This is a genomic window from Wenyingzhuangia gracilariae (assembly GCF_056387575.1).
This window is the reverse complement of sequence record NZ_CM150748.1, coordinates 3,027,501-3,045,295: the sequence shown is the minus strand read 5'-3', so window position 1 is coordinate 3,045,295 and position 17,795 is coordinate 3,027,501. Positions and strand designations below refer to the sequence as shown.

The following is a 17,795-nucleotide window of genomic DNA, read 5'->3' as shown; positions in this document are numbered from 1 at the left end:
AACTATACTTTGTAAGTTATTGCATTGATGTTCATTCCCGCTCCAACCGAAGCAAAAACAACAATATTGTTAGGTGCTAACGTATGATTTGCTAATTGATTACGAAGTACCATGTCATATAAAATAGGAACGGTAGCTACAGAATTATTCCCTAATTTTTGAATAGACATAGGCATCACATCTTTTTTTACGGGTTTTCTAAAAATTCTGTACAATCTTTTTACAATAGCTTCGTCCATTTTTTCGTTAGCTTGATGCAAGAATATTTTAGAAATATCATCTATTTCTATACCTCTTTTGTCCATCGCTACTTTTATAGCTGCAGGTACTTTTGTTAAAGCAAATTCATAAATTTTACGACCAAGCATTTTAATATAATTTACACTTTGATCTAAATTTTGATTGTATGATGGCCCCGAATATAAATAATCTGCTTCGTCTAAAGCATAGGTTTGAGCAGCTGTACTTAATATTCCTCTTTCTACATTTTCTTCTTTTAATTCTAAAATAGTAGCACCTGCACCATCTGCAAAAATCATACTATCTCTATCACTGTCATCTACAACTCTAGACAGCGTTTCTGCACCAATCACTAATACTTTTTTAGCATCTCCTGCTTTTATGGCTTGGTTGGCCTGAATAACTCCTTGTACCCAACCTGGGCAACCAAATAAAATATCGTAAGCTACACAATTAGGGTTTTCAATTCCTAACTTGTTTTTAACTCTGGTTGCTAAACTAGGAAGCATATCACCTTGAATACTTCCGTTTTTAACATCTCCAAAATTATGAGCAACTATAATTAAATCTAATTGTTCTTTATCTATTCCTGAAGCTGTTATTGCATTTTTTGAAGCTTGAGTTGCTAAATCAGATGTGTTAATATGGTCTTCAGCATATCTTCTTTCTTCAATTCCTGTAATTGCTTTAAACTTCTCAATAATTTCATCATTCTCTTTTTCAAAAAGAGAACCATCTTCGTTTAAAAACACATGATTTTTAAAATCTATGTTTTTTACAATTCTATTAGGAATAGCACTTCCGGTACCTGTTATAATTACGTTGTTATACATATATAATAAATAAAAAAACCAGCATTATTCAAATGCCGGTTCAAATGTAAATATATTTTTAGGATTAATACTCGTATATATCTCCTAAATCAAAAGACAAGGAGAATCTTAGTGTATTTTCAAGCGGATTGTTAACAACTGAGTTACTTGCTAGATAAGATATATCTACATTAAAAGAACTTGCTTTAAAACCAGCTCCTAATGTAAAAAAGTTTCTATTTCCTTTATTTTCGTTTTCTTTAAAATATCCTGCCCTAAAAGCAAATGCATTGTTATACAAATATTCTGCTCCTAGTCCAATGGTTACTTCTTGTAACTCCTCTTTAATTCCTCCTGGAGCATCACCAAAAGAAGCAAACATTCCTTCTATAAAATTTTTGTCTTCTCCGTCTACCGTAGGCACTAATAACTTGGTAAATTCTAAAGTTACTCCTAACTGATTGTAATCATCCACAATAAAATCAAAACCACCTCCTAATTTTAAATTGGTAGGTAAAAAACCTTCGCTATTCAACACGCTTACTTTAGGTCCTATATTACTAATATTAAAACCTGCTCTGGCAACACCGTTAAATTGACTAAAAGCCATTTCGTTAGAAACATAATATCCTGAAATATCTACAGCAAAACCGTTTGAAGGTTGTATGTCTGAAATTTCAGTTCCTGTAATACTTAAATCAGAACGTACATACCTAAGTGCTACAGCCATGGAATAATTCTCGCTTAGTTTTAAAGAATAAGCTGCATCTAAAGCTAATTCGTAAGCTGAACTACTAGGACCTGTCCCGCTACCTCCAGACTGTGTAATTTCTATTTCTCCATAGTTAAAGTATTTAATACCTCCTCCAAAAGCACTTCTTTCATCTATTTTTTGCTGATACGTAAAATTCCCTACATAAATATCGTCGGTTAAGTTACGTAACCATGGAGTGTAATTTACTCCTAATGTAACTTCATTTTTATGAAACACCATTTTAGCGGCATTATGGAACAATGCATTTCCATCGGCACTAGAAGCAACACCAACATCTCCCATACCTGCTGCTCTAGCATCTGTAACAATATTTAAAAATGGTGCTACTGTAGTAATCGTATTATTTTGAGCATAAAAAGAAGTACTAAAAAGCACTGCCAAAACTATAGTAGTTAAGTTTAAGTTTAAGTTTCTCATGTAAGTTTTTCTGTTTTTTACAATATTACTAATTTTTCAATTTTCTCATCTACTTCATTCGTAAATGTATTTTTTACAACTAATTTATACAAGTAAACTCCTTTTGCCAAACGATTCCCAAAATCATCTTTTCCATCCCAAGTTGTAGATCTTTCAATTCCTTCTAAATTACTTGTTGTAGCTCTAATTGTTTTAATTAATTTACCTGATACTGTATAAATTTGTACTTTAATTTCTAACGGATCTCCTTGTCTGTTGTTTTTAAACCAAAATTCTGTATGGTTGATAAAAGGATTAGGATAATTTAATACCTTGCTTAATTTAAACCCTGTATCCTCTTCAACAAAAAAGTTTAACGTTTGACTTGATGAATTATTGTGTGAGTCCCATGCTTTAAATGTAATGGTATGATTCCCTACTTCTAACTCTGGTAACTGATAATTTACAACTCCATTGGTAAAATCGTCTAATTCCGTAGTATAATATTCGTTTAATGATATAGGATTGGCAGAATCTCCATCTATAATTAAAGAAATATTATGTCCTATAGAGTTTAAAGATGTATTGATTCCGTTTTCATCATAAATTTTTGCTAACAAATTTGGAGTTGATGACGTGTTTCCACCGTCCACAAATGTTTCATCTTCAAAAAACAATTGTATTTCTGGTGGTGTTGTATCTTCTTCTGCATCTGGATCTATTCCTCCTATTTTATAATCAAAACTGCTTCCAGCTCTTTCCTCTGTAGAAGAGGATGCGTAAAAACTAAATTTTGAATTATCGGGGATTACACTTACATCTTTTGGCAAAATAAAATCAAACTGGAACTCTCCATTGGTAACCGATGCTTTTCCTACAAATACTTTACTTTCTAACGATTTAAACTCTACTACAGTACCCGTTCCTTCATTTAACAACGTTTTTCTGTCAATTTCTTTGTCGAACAAAACCACCGATAGCTGTCCATTAAAGTCTTTGTGTAGCGTACCATTATTTTGTATTTCTCCTGTAACTCTTAATTTAGACAATCCGTTTAATTCTGTAACATCTTGATAAGTTACATTTCCTGTATTTTCATCAATTATATGTTTTTGTACTTTATTTAATACAATTCCTTCTTTTGGAATAGACAAGCGCATGGCTGGGTCTCCAAAAAAGAAAACAAACAATTCATTAGATAATATCAAATCGTTTTTGGTGTCTTTTAATGCTTCGGCAACTGTTCGGTTTTTTCCGTCAAAACTGAATAAAAAATCTGCTAGTTTGTTATTAATTTTTTCTCCTGCAAAAATGGTAATCTCTCTAGATGTTGTAATCATAGAACCTGCTGCTCCATAGGCACTTTCTATTAATTCTTCTCCTCCAGATACAATTGTAGGGTCATCAAACCTAGAAAAATCACAAGTTACTGTAATAAATAACGGAAGGGTATTTAGATTTCTAAAAGACCTAATATCTGAAATTCCTAAGAAAGATTCTTCTCCTAAAGAAGAGGTATTTCCGTGTCCAAAGTAATTAATAACTAATGAACCTCTATTAAACGCTTCATCAAATCTTTTCTTTATTTCTGGGTAACTTCCTCCTCCTGCTGTTTGTTCTTCTTTAAAGGCATCTGTGTAAAGTTTGTCTAAATTTAAATTTTTATTGTTAACCTCTATTCGTTGTGCTGCTTGATCTAAAAATTTTATCAAATCTTGATCTTCTCCTTCTTGACCATCATCTCCTAAAAGGGTAACTTTATTTTTCCATGCTCCAAAAGATTTTGGGGAATAGTAGTTTAAAATTTTGTCTACATATTGTTTTGCTTCTTGTTTTGTTTTTACGGGTATTCTACCAGTAGAAATATCTAGTTGTCCTCCTTGTGAAACTTCTCCATCATCTATCAAGTCATCTGTTTCATCTAAATACGCATAGTAATCATCTGTATTGTAGGAGTTTGTTAAATTGGCACTTCTTGTAGACAAATACGTAGGCACCAAATTTGTATTCGGATATTTTATTCCTTTATAATCTATACTAGCATCTCCAAACAAGCACAAGTATTTTAGTTTTGTTTCTTCAGAATCTCCATGATCGTATAAATACTTGGCAAAATCTCTAATAGCTGTTATGTCTGGAACTCCTGATGCAAACTCATTGTAAATTTGATCTACATCTACCACTTTAACATTTAATAAATTGGTATTTGTTTCTGAAATAGTTGTATTTGCTCTATGGTAATTAGCCAATTTTTCTGCTTCTTCTTTTAAATTTTTATCGGTTACAATTAAATATTGAACATTTGAAAGGCTATGTAAATTTTGATTGGCGACAACAGAATTAGGTAATTTTATAGGTGTATAAGCATCTGCATATTTTATCAATTGATAATATTTTAAACTCCCATCGGTTTGCTCTTTAAACTTAAAAGTATTGGTGCTTGCATCTGTATCTAACACGTTGGTTACATTGGTAATATTGGTTACATTCCAAATTGCATCTATTTGACTGTTGTTGGTAATGCTATATTCCAAAATTTCTGATTCTAGCTTTGAATTAAAGTTTACAAATCCATATTGTTTTCCATTAGCTGTTAAAAATCTATCTGCTGTAACCTCTAAATAATCTAAATATGCCAACGCAGATAAATCACCATTGGCATTCCATGTTACATCTAATTTAATATTAGAGTTTTGAGCATTAAAACTATTATTTGCCAAACTGCTTACATAAGCTAAAGAAGAAGAAGGTTCTATATTTGTGGACAATACTTGAATGTTGGTATTTGTATCTCCATCTAGGTTGTCGTATTTTACAGTGTAGGTACTTGTTGTACTTTTTGATGATGCCGAAAAAGAGCCTGTAACATAAACAGGTTGTGTAACATCTATATTTGGAAAAACAAACTCAAAAGATTGCGTATTACGAACTGTAAAGTCTTCTCCAAACCATTTTCTTCCTACTCTAATGTAATTGACCAATTCTTTTTCATGAAATTGATAATCTGTAAATGTGGTAATACTTTTTGTGGTTGCTCCATTAACCGAAGCTTGGTTTTGAATTCTTTTTCCTTGAACTCCACTATCCACATTTATAAAATAATATGCATAGTTACTATAAACATTTTGAACATGAGAAATATTCTCTCTTGATGGTAAGTTCCAACCTATAGGTCCTTTGGCATAAAACAAAACAAAATCATTATCGTTAAAAACCTGATCATTTTCTCCAGATACATAAATAGCATTCTCCACCAAATCTTCCTCTCTTGCTTTTGTTAGCAATTCGGGTAACATAGTACCTCCATTTCCAAATACTCTTATGTTTCTTGGGTTTATTGTAGTTGTATTTATTCCTAATGATTTTAGAAAAGGTGCATCTAACTTAAAAACTCCAGATTTATCTACCGCTATTTTATACCAAGTACCCGTTGCTAAAACTGAGTTTATTTGAGACGTTGCTGAGTTTACTTTTCCAAACCTTGCAGCTCTTACACTTTTAAAACCGTAATTAAGCACAAACGACACAACCTTTACAACATCTCCTGCTGTATTTTTATACACAGGGTTTGCTTTTAAAACCAAAAGGCTTTTGGTTCCATTTTTTACAACTCTTAAAGTTGGGTTAAATGAACTAGAAAGTGCATTTACATTTAAGGTTTCTAATTCTCTATTTGTTGTCTTTTGAACAACCACATTACCAACCTCATAGCTACTTAATTCTTGACCATTCTCCATATCAAACTGTTCGTAAAAAACAGGTTGTAACTCGTTGTTAAGACTTACGTTGTTGGCAAGCATTATATTTTTTTGCAAAACCGGTTCGTATATTACTTCCCAAGCAAGGCTAAAATCTTTTTTTTCTTGTCCAAAAACATGTAGGGTACTTAATATAATAAAGACTAAGTAACGTAGTTTCATTTTTATAGAATTATTTCACGAATATAATGATTTCAAACTTCTGAATTACACAACATATTTAAATTGTGTAATTAAGGATTATATGATATCTTGCGTACCAATTAACATTTATAGTGATTAGAATCTTTATGAAAAAAATCATAAAAACATCTTTAAAATCTAGCATCATATTGCTTTGCTTAACAAGTTGTTTTAACCAGCAAAACCTTAGCACTCACAGACATTCTGAAAACGTAGGAATGGACTTTAGTTTGCCAGAAAACGGAGGACTTTCTAAATTATCTCCTGATGGAGGACAAGAAATAAGCGACAACATGGTTCTTGTAGAGGGTGGTGTTTTTGTTATGGGACAAACTCAACAAGACGTTATGGGAGGAATTAACAATCCACCAAAAACCGTACACGTACAAAGTTTTTATATTGATGATACAGAAGTAACCAACAGAGAATATCTCATTTATTTAGATTGGCTTAAAAAAGTATTCCCTCCAGACAACCCTAAATACAAGCACATATATGCTGCTGCCGTTCCTAACGAAAATGTTTGGAAAAAACCTTTAGGACACGATGGTGGTTTGTCTAAAAACTACTTAAGGCACAGAGCTTTTGAAGATTATCCTGTAGTAGGTGTTAGTTGGAGACAAGCAAATGATTATTGCAAATGGAGAACCGACAGAATAGCCGAAAAGCAATTAATGGAAGAAGGAATTCTAAAGCCTTTATATACCAATAATCAAGTTACCATAGAAGGTAGAAATCACTTTGATGCAGAAGTTTTTGAAACAGACCCTAAATTACTATTCAATGGTGATTATTCTATTTATACAGAATATGTAACCAATCCTGAAGAAAAAGAAAACGATACGACCACTATTGCTGCTGTAGTAGATAAAAAAGATGTTGTCTTAAATATAGACAGACACTCTCCTTCTCCTTCATACAGACTTCCAACAGAAGTTGAATGGGAATATGCTGCCAAAGCAGATATAGAAAATCGCTATTTTAATACCATTAGAGGTAGAAAAAAATACGCTTGGAACGGAGAAACAACTAGAGATTTACAAAGTAAATACTACGTGCAACATGCCAACTTTAAACAAGGTAAAGGTGATTATAGTGGTATTGCAGGATGGAGCTCTGATTATGGAGATATTACAACACCTGTAAGAAGTTACCCTCCTAATGCCTTTGGATTGTATGATATGGCTGGAAATGTAGCTGAATGGGTTTTTGATGTATACAGACCAGAAATGGACACCAATTTAAACGATTTTAATTACGCTAGAGGAAATGTATTTAGAAAACCTAAATTAGACGAGAATGGTAACGTAATAATTGCTGATTACAACACCATGAGTTACGATACACTTCCTAACGGAAAAATTGTTCCTACCGTATTACCCGGACAAATTATTAAAGAAGAAATATCTAGCAGTGATGCTTATTTAAGCCCTTCTTTTAGAAAAGCTGACAATAGAGATTTTGCTGATGGAGATATTGCTTCTTCTAGAACTTATTTAGAAGAAGATCCTGAAAGAAGAAAAAAAATGTACAATGCTCCTATTATCCCTCCTCCAGTTTTAAACGAAGAAACAGGTAAATTAGAGTATGTGTATGACGACAAACCTAGAACTACTTTAATTACAAACCACTCTAGAGTTTATAAAGGTGGTTCTTGGAAAGATAGAGAGTTTTGGTTAGACCCATCTCAAAGAAGATATTTAGAAGAATACATGTCTACAGACTATATTGGTTTTAGATGTGTAGTTAGTAAAGTGGGTGAAGGACACGAAAAAGTAAAAAGATCTGCTTTTAATATTTCTTACTACTAGAAAAAATAACTACTCAATAAAAAAGAGGAATCATCTAAATTGGTGATTCCTCTTTTTATTTTAATTCAGTTTGTATTCAAAACCTTCTTTATCTAAATACTCAAACAATTCTGAAGATACTTTTAACTTATACGTTCTTGACGGCATTTCAATATCAATTCTATCTTTTTCTGATATTAAATTAAAACCAATAGTCTGTTTAGCCCCCTCTCCTGTAAACCCAGATAAAAGCATTTCTAATTGCTCTATCCTTTCTTCAGTAATTTCATGCAATCGCATTTTAAAAGTAATTTTCTTACATTTTTTATCCATTACATCAGATAGTAACGAAAATTCTGAAAATCGTATTCTAGGTTCCCCCTCACTACCATCTTTTTGTGTCCACCCTTTTTGAATGGTTCCACTTAAATATAAAAAGGAATTTGGAACCAGCATATGTTGATAACGCAAATACTCTTCTCCAAAAAGTCTAAATTCATGTGAGTCCGTGTAGTCTTCAATAATAAAAGATCCCCACCCATTTCCATTTTTAGCAATTCTGTGTTCTGCACTTGTTAAAATTCCACCAAAGGAAAAGTTTTTTCCTACATGCTTTCTTAAATCTTCTTTAAATAAGCTAGCTGTACAATTGGTAAATCGCATTTCATTTTTATAATCATCTAAAGGATGCGCAGATATGTAAATCCCTACAACTTCTTTTTCTTTAGACAACAACTCCATGGTACCCCATGTTTCACAAGGTGGTACTTGGGGTTCTGGTAATTGCACATCCGAAGCTTCTCCAAACAAAGACACTTGTGAAGAATTCATACTTTCTTGATAGGCATGACCAAATTTAATTGCCTTTTCTAAAAAGGTCATTCCTTTTTCGTCAGTGGCAAAAAATTGTGCTCTGTGTACTTCACCAAAAGAATCAAACCCTCCTGCTAATGCCAAGCCTTCAAATGCTTTTTTATTACACGTTCGTAGGTCAACACGTTTGGCTACATCAAAAATAGAAACAAATGGCCCATTTTCTTTTCGTTCATTTATAATTCCATCTACAGCAATACCTCCAACTCCTTTTATAGCAGCCATTCCAAATCGAACAGCCCCTTCATCATTTACAGAAAATTTTGCATAAGATTCGTTAACATCGGGTCCCAAAACGGTTAGTCCCATTCGCTTACATTCCTCCATAAAGAAAGTAACCTGCTTAATATCATTCATGTTGTTAGACAACACCGCCGCCATATATTCTGCTGGGTAATGTGCTTTTAAATACGCGGTTTGATAAGCAATCCAAGCATAACAGGTAGAGTGAGATTTGTTAAAGGCATAAGATGCAAATGCCTCCCAGTCTTTCCATATTTTTTCTAAAGCCTTAGCATCATGTCCTTTTGCAGCTGCTTGTTCTATAAACAAAGGTTTCATTTTTGCTAGAACTGCTATCTGCTTTTTACCCATAGCTTTACGCAAAGTATCTGCCTGACCTTTGGTAAAACCTGCCAAATCTTGAGACAATAACATTACCTGCTCTTGATAAACGGTAATTCCATAAGTTTCAGCCAATCGGTTTTTGTACTCCTCAGCTGGTAAATCATACAAAATTTCTTCTATTCCATGTTTACGGTTGATAAAACTTGGAATGTATTCTAAAGGTCCTGGTCTGTACAAGGCATTCATCGCAATTAAATCGGCAAAAACTGTCGGTTTTAATTCACGCATGTATTTTTGCATTCCTGGAGATTCGTACTGAAAAATCCCTACGGTTTCTCCTCTTTGGAAAAGTTCATACGTTTTTACATCATCAATAGGAAAAGACTCTGGATCTAATTCTACTCCATGTCTAGCTTTTACAATTTCGCAAGTATGTTTAATAAGGGTTAGTGTTTTTAACCCCAAGAAGTCCATTTTTAACAAACCTGCACTTTCTACCACAGAGTTGTCAAACTGGGTTACATACATATCCGAATCTTTAGCAACAGATACAGGTACGAATTTGGTAATATCATCTGGAGTAATAATAACTCCACAAGCGTGTATTCCTGTATTACGTACAGACCCTTCTAAAACACGGGCTTTATTTACAGTTTCTGCTTCTAACCCATCTCCTTCGGAAATACGTTTAAGTTCGTTAACCATTTCCATTTCTTCGGATCGTAACTTAGCTGCTAATTCTTTATCATCTAATCCAAATATTTTTTTAAGCTTCATACCAGGAATCAACTTGGCAATTCTATCGGCTTCAAAAAGTGGTAAATCTAAAACCCTGGCTGTATCTCTAATAGATGATTTTGCAGCCATGGTACCATAAGTAATAATTTGTGCTACTTGATTGGCTCCATATTTATCAATTACATAATCAATAACACGTCCACGTCCTTCATCATCAAAATCAATATCAATATCGGGCATGGAAATACGTTCCGGATTTAAGAACCTCTCAAAAAGTAAATCGTACTGAATTGGATCTATATTGGTAATCCATAAACAATAAGCCGCAACAGAACCTGCTGCAGACCCACGTCCTGGTCCTACAGAAACTCCCATTTCTCGGGCAGCTCGTATAAAATCTTCTACAATTAAAAAATATCCAGGATATCCTGTTTTGGCAATAACATCTAACTCAAGATCTAAACGCTCTTTAATTTCTGGAGTAATTTCTCCATATCTCTTTTTAGCTCCCTCGTATACCAAATGGGCTAAAAAGTTATTTTCTCCTCTTTTACCTCCATCTTCTAAATCCTTATCATCTTTAAATTCATCTGGAATATCAAAAGCGGGTAACAATACATCACTAGCCAAAGTAAAAGGAGTTATTTTATCTACCAATTCTTGAATATTGCGAATTGCTTCAGGAATATCAGCAAACAATTCCTTCATTTCATCTGGTGACTTAAAATAATACTGATCGTTAGGCAATCCGTATCTATAGCCTCTACCTCTACCAATAGGTGTTGCTTGTTTTTCTCCATCTTTTACACACAACAAAATATCATGCGCATTAGCATCTTCTTGATCTATGTAAAAAGTATTATTAGTAGCAACTACTTTAATATTGTGTTTTTTAGAAAACTCTAACAAAACTTTATTTACCACATTTTCATCTTCTTGACCATGTCGCATTAGCTCAATGTACAGATCACTTCCAAACTGTTCTTTCCACCACAACAGAGCTTCTTCGGCTTGCTTTTCTCCTACATTTAAAATTTTACTAGGTACTTCTCCATACAAGTTTCCTGTTAAAACAATAACATCTTCTTTGTATTGTTCTACAACCTTCCTGTCAATCCTTGGCACATAATAAAAACCATCCACAAAAGCGGTTGAAGACATTTTAGCTAGGTTTTGATATCCTTTACGGTTTTTAGCAAGCATCACTACTTGATATCCATTGTCTTTTTTGGTTTTATCTAAATGGTTTTCACAAACAAAAAATTCGCAACCTACTATGGGTACTAATTCTTTTCCATCAAACGCTTCTCCTTTTTCTTCGGCTTCTTCTCTTTTAGCTTTAATTCCACTGTTATACCCGGCAACAGCATTGGTAAAATGAAAAGCCGCCATCATGTTTCCAGTATCTGTCATGGCAACTGCAGACATGTTGTATTTACCAGCAGTGTTTACCAAAGCACCTATTTCTATGGTAGATTGTAAAATAGAGTATTGAGTATGATTGTGTAAATGTGCAAAAGAAACTTCTTCTAATTTTGCTAAATTTTCTTTTACATTAACCCCTTTTCCTTTAGCTCCTGCTTGCTCCGATTGACGTTTACGAATTTTATCACTTTCCTTTTTTAAGTTTAAGTGTTTTAATCCTATTACCTCAAACGGTTTAGGGTTTAGCGTTTTAAACGCTGTAAAATAACTCGGATCTACATCTAATTGTTCTTGTGTAAAAGCTTGTTTTCTAATCAACTCAAAGAAACAACGAGTCGTAGCTTCTACATCGGCGGTTGCATTGTGAGCTTCGCCAAAACCAACACCAAACAAATAATGATGTAACTCTGTTAAAGTTGGCAGTTTGAATTTTCCTCCTCTACCTCCAGGAATTTGACACATACTAGCTGTAACCTCGGTACATGTATCTAAAATTCCAAGCGTGTTTTTGTCATCTTCAGATAAGTCGTCAATAGCTAAAGGTCTGTTTTTAGGAATTTTGGCATTAAAATTATACGATTCTAAATTAAAACTATCAAATTCAAAGGCCTTAAAATTGGGAGTTATTCCAGCTCTAATAAATTCAGCTCCCATAATGTTTACATCAAACGTAACATTTTGTCCTACTAAAAATTTGGTTTTTTCTAAAACTTGATTAAATCGATTTAAACCTTCTTTCAAAGAAATTCCTTGTTCCAAAGCCAAATCGGTAGAAATACCATGTACCTTTTCAGAATCAAATGGAATGTTAAATCCATCTGGTTGTACCATAAAATTATCGTGCTCAATTACACGTCCCATATCATCGTGCAATTGCCAAGCTATTTGTATACATCTAGGCCAGTTTTCAGTATCTGTCATTGGAGCCTTATAGCTCTTAGGTAAACCTGTAGTTTCTGTATCAAAAATTAAGTACATATGCTTTCTTTTGGGAAGGATTAAAAATACAAAATATATCACGTAAAATATTGTCGTTTTAAGCATCCTACAAAATAGTTATCAACCAATATTTGTAGTACCTTTAATACAACCATCAAATCATCTTTATTATGAAAGATTTACTTGAAAACACTCATTGGGATATACTAATTATTGGTGGTGGAGCTACAGGAATTGGAACGGCTATTGATGCAGCTTCTAGAGGATATAAAACTTTATTGGTAGAAAAAGAAGACTATGGAAAAGGGACTTCTAGCAAAAGTACCAAACTGATACATGGAGGAGTTAGATATTTACAACAAGGAAATTTTTCTTTGGTTTTAGAAGCTTTAAAAGAACGTGCCATTTTAAAAAGAAATGCACCACACATTGTACACGATTTAAAATTTGTGGTTCCTACTTACGATTGGTGGGAAAGTCCTTTTTATGGAATTGGTTTAAAACTATATGATTGGTTGGCTGGAAAAGAAGGTTTTGGAGATTCAGAATTTTTATCGAAAGAAGAAACCATTAATTACATTCCTACCGTTAGTCAAAAAGGATTGCGTGGTGGTGTAATTTATCACGATGGTCAGTTTGATGACACCCGTCTGCTAATTAACATGATGCAAACTGCTAAAGATCAAGGAGCAACAATTTTAAATTATACCGAATTTGTAAACTTTACCAAAAACTTAGCTGGATTGATTGATGGTGCAATTATTAAAGAGGTAAATACTTCTAAAACTTATACAATCCAAACAAAAGCAGTCATTAATGCTACAGGTGTTTTTTCTGATACCATTAGACAACAAGATCAAAAATCTACTCCTAAAATAATGACCAGTAGTCAAGGAGTGCATATTGTTTTAGATAAAAGTTTTTTACCTAGTGATACTGCCATTATGATTCCTGAAACAGAAGATGGTAGAGTTTTATTTGCTGTTCCTTGGCATGATAAAATAATTATTGGAACTACCGATACTCCTGTGAAAAAATATTCTTATGAACCCTTAGCTAAAAAAGATGAAATAGAGTTTTTATTAACTCACACAGCTAAATATTTAACTAAAACTCCTACTAAAAAAGATGTAAAAAGTGTTTTTGTAGGTTTACGTCCTTTGGTAAAAAATGGAAACGCAGAAGATACTGCCGAAATTTCTAGGGAACACGTAATAGAGGTTAGTAAAAGTGGTTTGATTAGTATTGCTGGGGGTAAATGGACGACCTATAGAAAAATGGCAGAAGACGTTGTAGACAAGGCCACTATGGTTGCCGTAATTCCTTTTGTAAAATCAGAAACTGAATTTTTAAATATTCACGGGTATCACAAACAAAAAAATGATACAAATCCTTTAAGCATTTATGGTACGGATGCTAAATTAATTAAACGTTTGACTGAAAAAAATCCTGAATTAAAAGAAAAAATCCATCCTAATTATTCCTACATAAAAGCTCAAATTGTTTGGGCTGTACACAATGAAGATGCTAAAACAATAGAAGATTTTTTAGCTAGAAGAATTCGTTTATTATTTTTAGATGCCAAAGCAAGTATAGACTCTGCAGAAACAGTAGCTATAATTATGCAACAATATTTAAACCAAAACAACCAATGGAGAGAAAAGGAAGTTATAAACTTCACGAAACTAGCTCAACAATATCTTTTAACATAAAAAAACTCGTAGATTTTATTCTACGAGTTTTTTTATGTTTTATTAGAAATTTGTTTAAGCCTTTTCAGCTGCTCTTATTTCTTTGGCTTTTTGTTTTGCTTCTTCGTTTTTAGCAATTTTATGCTCTGGTCTAGTCCATTTAGGATTTTCTCCCAATGCTTGATATTTAGAATCTTCTGCTGAAACTGATTTAGGTTGTACCTTTTTAGTAAATGGTTTCATAGGATTCAAACCTAATTTCTCAAACAATTTCATATCTTCATTTACATCAGGATTAGGAGTTGTTAACAGCTTGTCACCTGCAAAAATAGAATTGGCTCCTGCAAAGAAACAAAATGCTTGTCCTTCTTGGCTCATTTGAGTTCTTCCTGCAGACAATCTTACTTGAGTTTCTGGCAATACAATTCTTGTGGTAGCTACCATTCTGATCATATCCCAAATTTCCACTGGTTTTTGATCTTCTAAAGGTGTTCCTTCAACCGCTACCAAAGCATTAATTGGTGTAGATTCCGGTTGTGGGTTTAATGTTGATAATGCAACTAACATTCCTGCTCTATCTTCTATAGATTCCCCCATTCCAATAATTCCTCCAGAACATACTGTTACATTGGTTTTTCTAACATTGTCTATTGTATCTAATCTGTCCTGAAACCCTCTTGTAGAAATTACTTCTTTATAATATTCTTCTGATGAATCTAAATTATGATTATAAGCATACAAACCTGCTTCTGCCAATCTTTGTGCTTGGTTTTCAGTGACCATTCCCAAAGTACAGCATACCTCCATGTCCAATTTATTAATGGTTCGAACCATTTCTAAAACTTCGTCAAATTCAGGTCCGTCTTTTACATTTCTCCAAGAAGCTCCCATACAAACTCTAGAAGACCCTGATGCTTTTGCTCTTAAAGCTTGTGCTTTAACCTGTTGTACAGGCATTAAATCATTCCCTTCAATATCTGTATGATAACGTGCTGCTTGCGGACAATATCCACAATCTTCAGAACATCCACCTGTTTTTATAGATAACAAAGTAGATACCTGAACTTCATTAGGATCATGATGTAACCTATGAATGGTTGCTGCTTCATATAAAAGCTCCATCAAAGGTTTATTGTATATTTCTAAAATTTCTTCCTTTGTCCAATTGTGTCTTACTTCACTCATAAGTTTCATTTAATTGATTCGGTAAAAGTAGTAAAAAATGCTTCTTTATTTACGAATTTCTCTTTAAAACAATACTAACTGCATTTCCTCCAAAGCCAACAGCATTTACCATAATACGTTCTATTTTAGTAGGTTGTTTTAAATCAGGCAAATAAGGAATTCCAATAAATTCTTGTTTCATTAACATTAAGATGGCTAATTCCATACTAAAAGAACCCGAAGCCCCTAAAGTATGTCCTATTTTCCATTTGTTAGAGGTTATAGAGGGTTGTTTTTTACCAAAAACTTTTTCTATAGCCTTTATTTCTGATAAATCCCCTTTTATGGTTCCAGGTGCATGCATTACAATCACATCTATTTCACCATCTAAATTTTTCAAAGCCATTTTCATTGAATCTTGAAAACATTCTGCTTCATCTGTAATAGAAATATTATGTTTTAATTTTTCTGTTGCATACCCAACAGATTCAATATAAGCAACTGCTTTGTCGTTTTTTCCTTCTTCTAAACAAAAAGCAACTGCTCCTTCTCCTAAGCACATTGTATTTCGTTTTTTATCAAGATTTAATGCTTTGCAAGGATATAAATCTTTGTTGTCTGCATAAATCTTAATAGCTTGCATTTGAGCAATTGTAAACGGAGTATTAGGTGCCTCTGTGGCACCAACCATAAATTTATTAGACATGCCCGAATTAATCCATGCTACACCATTTAAAATAGCATGCAAGCCTGTAGAACATGTAATTGAATGTGAAATAACTGGTCCTTTAGATTGTAAATCATCAGCAATCCAAGTTGATAAATTTCCTAACGTAGTGGTGGGTGATGTTAAGGGATGGGTTTTACCAAGTTCATTTTTAGAAAAATCATCATAAAATTCTTCAAACAATCCCGTTGCTCCTCTAGAAGATCCCATGTTAATTCCAAAGCTTGAACTACATTCCCATCCAGAAGATTTAAAGGCTAATCTTCCTACATAAATGGCCATCAATACAGACCTATCTAAATGTTTGTATTTTGTATTAGAATTTTTTAAGACATTCAATTCTTCTTCTATACTCTCTGGCAACTTACTTACCAAAGCGCTTACTTTATCAAAAGTTAACTCTTCTAAAAAGTGTTTTTCTTCTTTATACGATTTCCAAACCTCCATAGGATTGATTCCCAAAGTTGAAACAGAAGCGTACCCAGTTATTGATATTAATTTCATCCAAAATAGTTCATAAAATTCTTTCTTCTAAAAAGTATTAAAACAATTGATTAATATTAGAAGTAAATAATTTAACTGCAATAGCTAACAAAATAATTCCAAACACTTTTCTTAGCACACTTAAACCTACTCCTCCTAAAATCTGTTCAACTTTTTTTGAGGTTTTCAAAACAAAGAACACAAAAATACTATTAATAAAAATAGCAACCACAATATTCTCTACAGCAAATTCAGATCTTAAAGAAATTAAAGTAGTCATAGTTCCAGCCCCAGCAATAAGAGGAAAAGCAATAGGGACTATAGAACTCGATTCTGTCATTTCATCTTTAAAAATTGTTATTCCAAGTATCATTTCAATAGCTAAAAAAAATAAAACAAATGATCCCGCTACAGCAAATGAATTTACATCAACTCCTATCAAGCTTAAAATTTCATCACCTACAAATAAAAACAAAACCATAATAACACCAGAAACAATAGTTGCTTTTCCTGATTGAATGTGTCCTACTTTTTTTCGGAGATTAATAATAATTGGTACACTTCCAATAATGTCAATAACAGCAAAAAGAATCATAGTTGCTGTAACAATTTCTTTAAAATTAAAAAACAAATTCATTCATCAAAACTACACATTATTCCTTAAGAAAAAGTGTATTAACCAAATTTGAATCTGAAATATTAAAACGTAGTGCTGTTAAAGTAACAGATTCTGCAAAAGCAGCTCAATTTTTACATTCAGATATTGTTTTAAAAAAAGCAGATAAACCTAGAGGAAATATTTTAAAAAACTAGTAATCAGCAAACTCTATACCCCAAAAACCATCACTACAATGTTAATGAAGGTTATATAAAACAAAAAATCCCGATTCTAATAAAGAATCGGGATTCAAAAAAAGGCGATGACATACTCTCCCATCTAACGATAGTACCATCTGCGCTAATAGGCTTAACTGCTCTGTTCGGAATGGGAAGAGGTGAGCCCTATTGCAATAATCACCTTAAGATTATTCAATTACAAACTAGTCAATTAATAATTACGATTTTTTTTCATAATTGTACATTGCCAATTGTAAATTGATTATGTGTTAACATATTGATACCAATATTATACTTTTTCTATTACTCGATTGTATACGTTATTAAAGCCCGCAAGTACATAAGCCTATGGGTTATTAGTAATACTCGGCTATGACATTACTGCCTTTACACCTGT

The 17,795-nt window shown here is 32.8% G+C and carries 9 protein-coding genes and 2 rRNA genes (1 of these 11 only partly in view); 2 read left to right on the top strand and 9 right to left on the bottom strand.

The window, feature by feature from the left end; all coding sequences use genetic code 11:
* Positions 1–2 precede the first annotated feature (2 nt).
* From ACY2IJ_RS13380 to porU, 3 genes are all read right to left on the bottom strand, one after another.
* Positions 3–1,073 (bottom strand): 3-oxoacyl-ACP synthase III family protein, encoded by a 1,071-nt coding sequence (locus ACY2IJ_RS13380; protein ID WP_476724820.1) that lies wholly within the window; start codon positions 1,071–1,073, stop codon positions 3–5.
* 64 nt (positions 1,074–1,137) lie between these two features.
* Positions 1,138–2,244 (bottom strand): type IX secretion system outer membrane channel protein PorV, encoded by a 1,107-nt coding sequence (gene porV / locus ACY2IJ_RS13375; RefSeq protein ID WP_476724819.1) that lies wholly within the window; start codon positions 2,242–2,244, stop codon positions 1,138–1,140.
* A 17-nt stretch (positions 2,245–2,261) separates the two neighbouring features.
* Positions 2,262–6,143, bottom strand: coding sequence for a type IX secretion system sortase PorU (gene porU, locus ACY2IJ_RS13370; protein ID WP_476724818.1), 3,882 nt, complete (start codon positions 6,141–6,143; stop codon positions 2,262–2,264).
* Between the two features lie 128 nt (positions 6,144–6,271).
* On the opposite strand from porU, the gene gldJ reads away from it, so the two are divergent.
* The gene (gene gldJ / locus ACY2IJ_RS13365; RefSeq protein WP_476724817.1) at positions 6,272–7,975 is read left to right on the top strand and encodes a gliding motility lipoprotein GldJ; all 1,704 of its coding nucleotides are present in this window, start codon (positions 6,272–6,274) and stop codon (positions 7,973–7,975) included.
* 60 nt (positions 7,976–8,035) lie between these two features.
* Here gldJ and dnaE read toward each other — a convergent pair whose 3' ends face one another.
* The gene (gene dnaE, locus ACY2IJ_RS13360) at positions 8,036–12,535 is read right to left on the bottom strand and encodes a DNA polymerase III subunit alpha (RefSeq protein WP_476724816.1); all 4,500 of its coding nucleotides are present in this window, start codon (positions 12,533–12,535) and stop codon (positions 8,036–8,038) included.
* 131 nt (positions 12,536–12,666) lie between these two features.
* On the opposite strand from dnaE, the gene ACY2IJ_RS13355 reads away from it, so the two are divergent.
* A complete protein-coding gene (locus ACY2IJ_RS13355) occupies positions 12,667–14,208 on the top strand; it encodes a glycerol-3-phosphate dehydrogenase/oxidase (RefSeq protein WP_476724815.1) in 1,542 nt (513 codons plus the stop codon).
* A gap of 54 nt (positions 14,209–14,262) precedes the next feature.
* On the opposite strand, the gene bioB is transcribed toward ACY2IJ_RS13355, so the two are convergent.
* The 5 genes from bioB to ACY2IJ_RS13330 form a co-directional block, all read right to left on the bottom strand.
* Positions 14,263–15,372, bottom strand: a complete 1,110-nt coding sequence (gene bioB, locus ACY2IJ_RS13350) for a biotin synthase BioB (protein WP_476724814.1) — start codon at positions 15,370–15,372, stop codon at positions 14,263–14,265.
* A 49-nt stretch (positions 15,373–15,421) separates the two neighbouring features.
* A complete protein-coding gene (locus ACY2IJ_RS13345) occupies positions 15,422–16,582 on the bottom strand; it encodes a beta-ketoacyl synthase N-terminal-like domain-containing protein (protein WP_476724813.1) in 1,161 nt (386 codons plus the stop codon).
* Between the two features lie 37 nt (positions 16,583–16,619).
* Positions 16,620–17,198 carry a MarC family protein gene (locus ACY2IJ_RS13340; protein ID WP_476724812.1) on the bottom strand — a complete coding sequence of 193 codons (579 nt, stop codon included), beginning with the start codon at positions 17,196–17,198 and terminating at the stop codon, positions 16,620–16,622.
* 275 nt (positions 17,199–17,473) lie between these two features.
* A 5S ribosomal RNA gene (gene rrf / locus ACY2IJ_RS13335) occupies positions 17,474–17,583 on the bottom strand.
* 151 nt (positions 17,584–17,734) lie between these two features.
* Positions 17,735–17,795, bottom strand: a 23S ribosomal RNA gene (locus ACY2IJ_RS13330) (it continues 2,732 nt past the right edge of the window).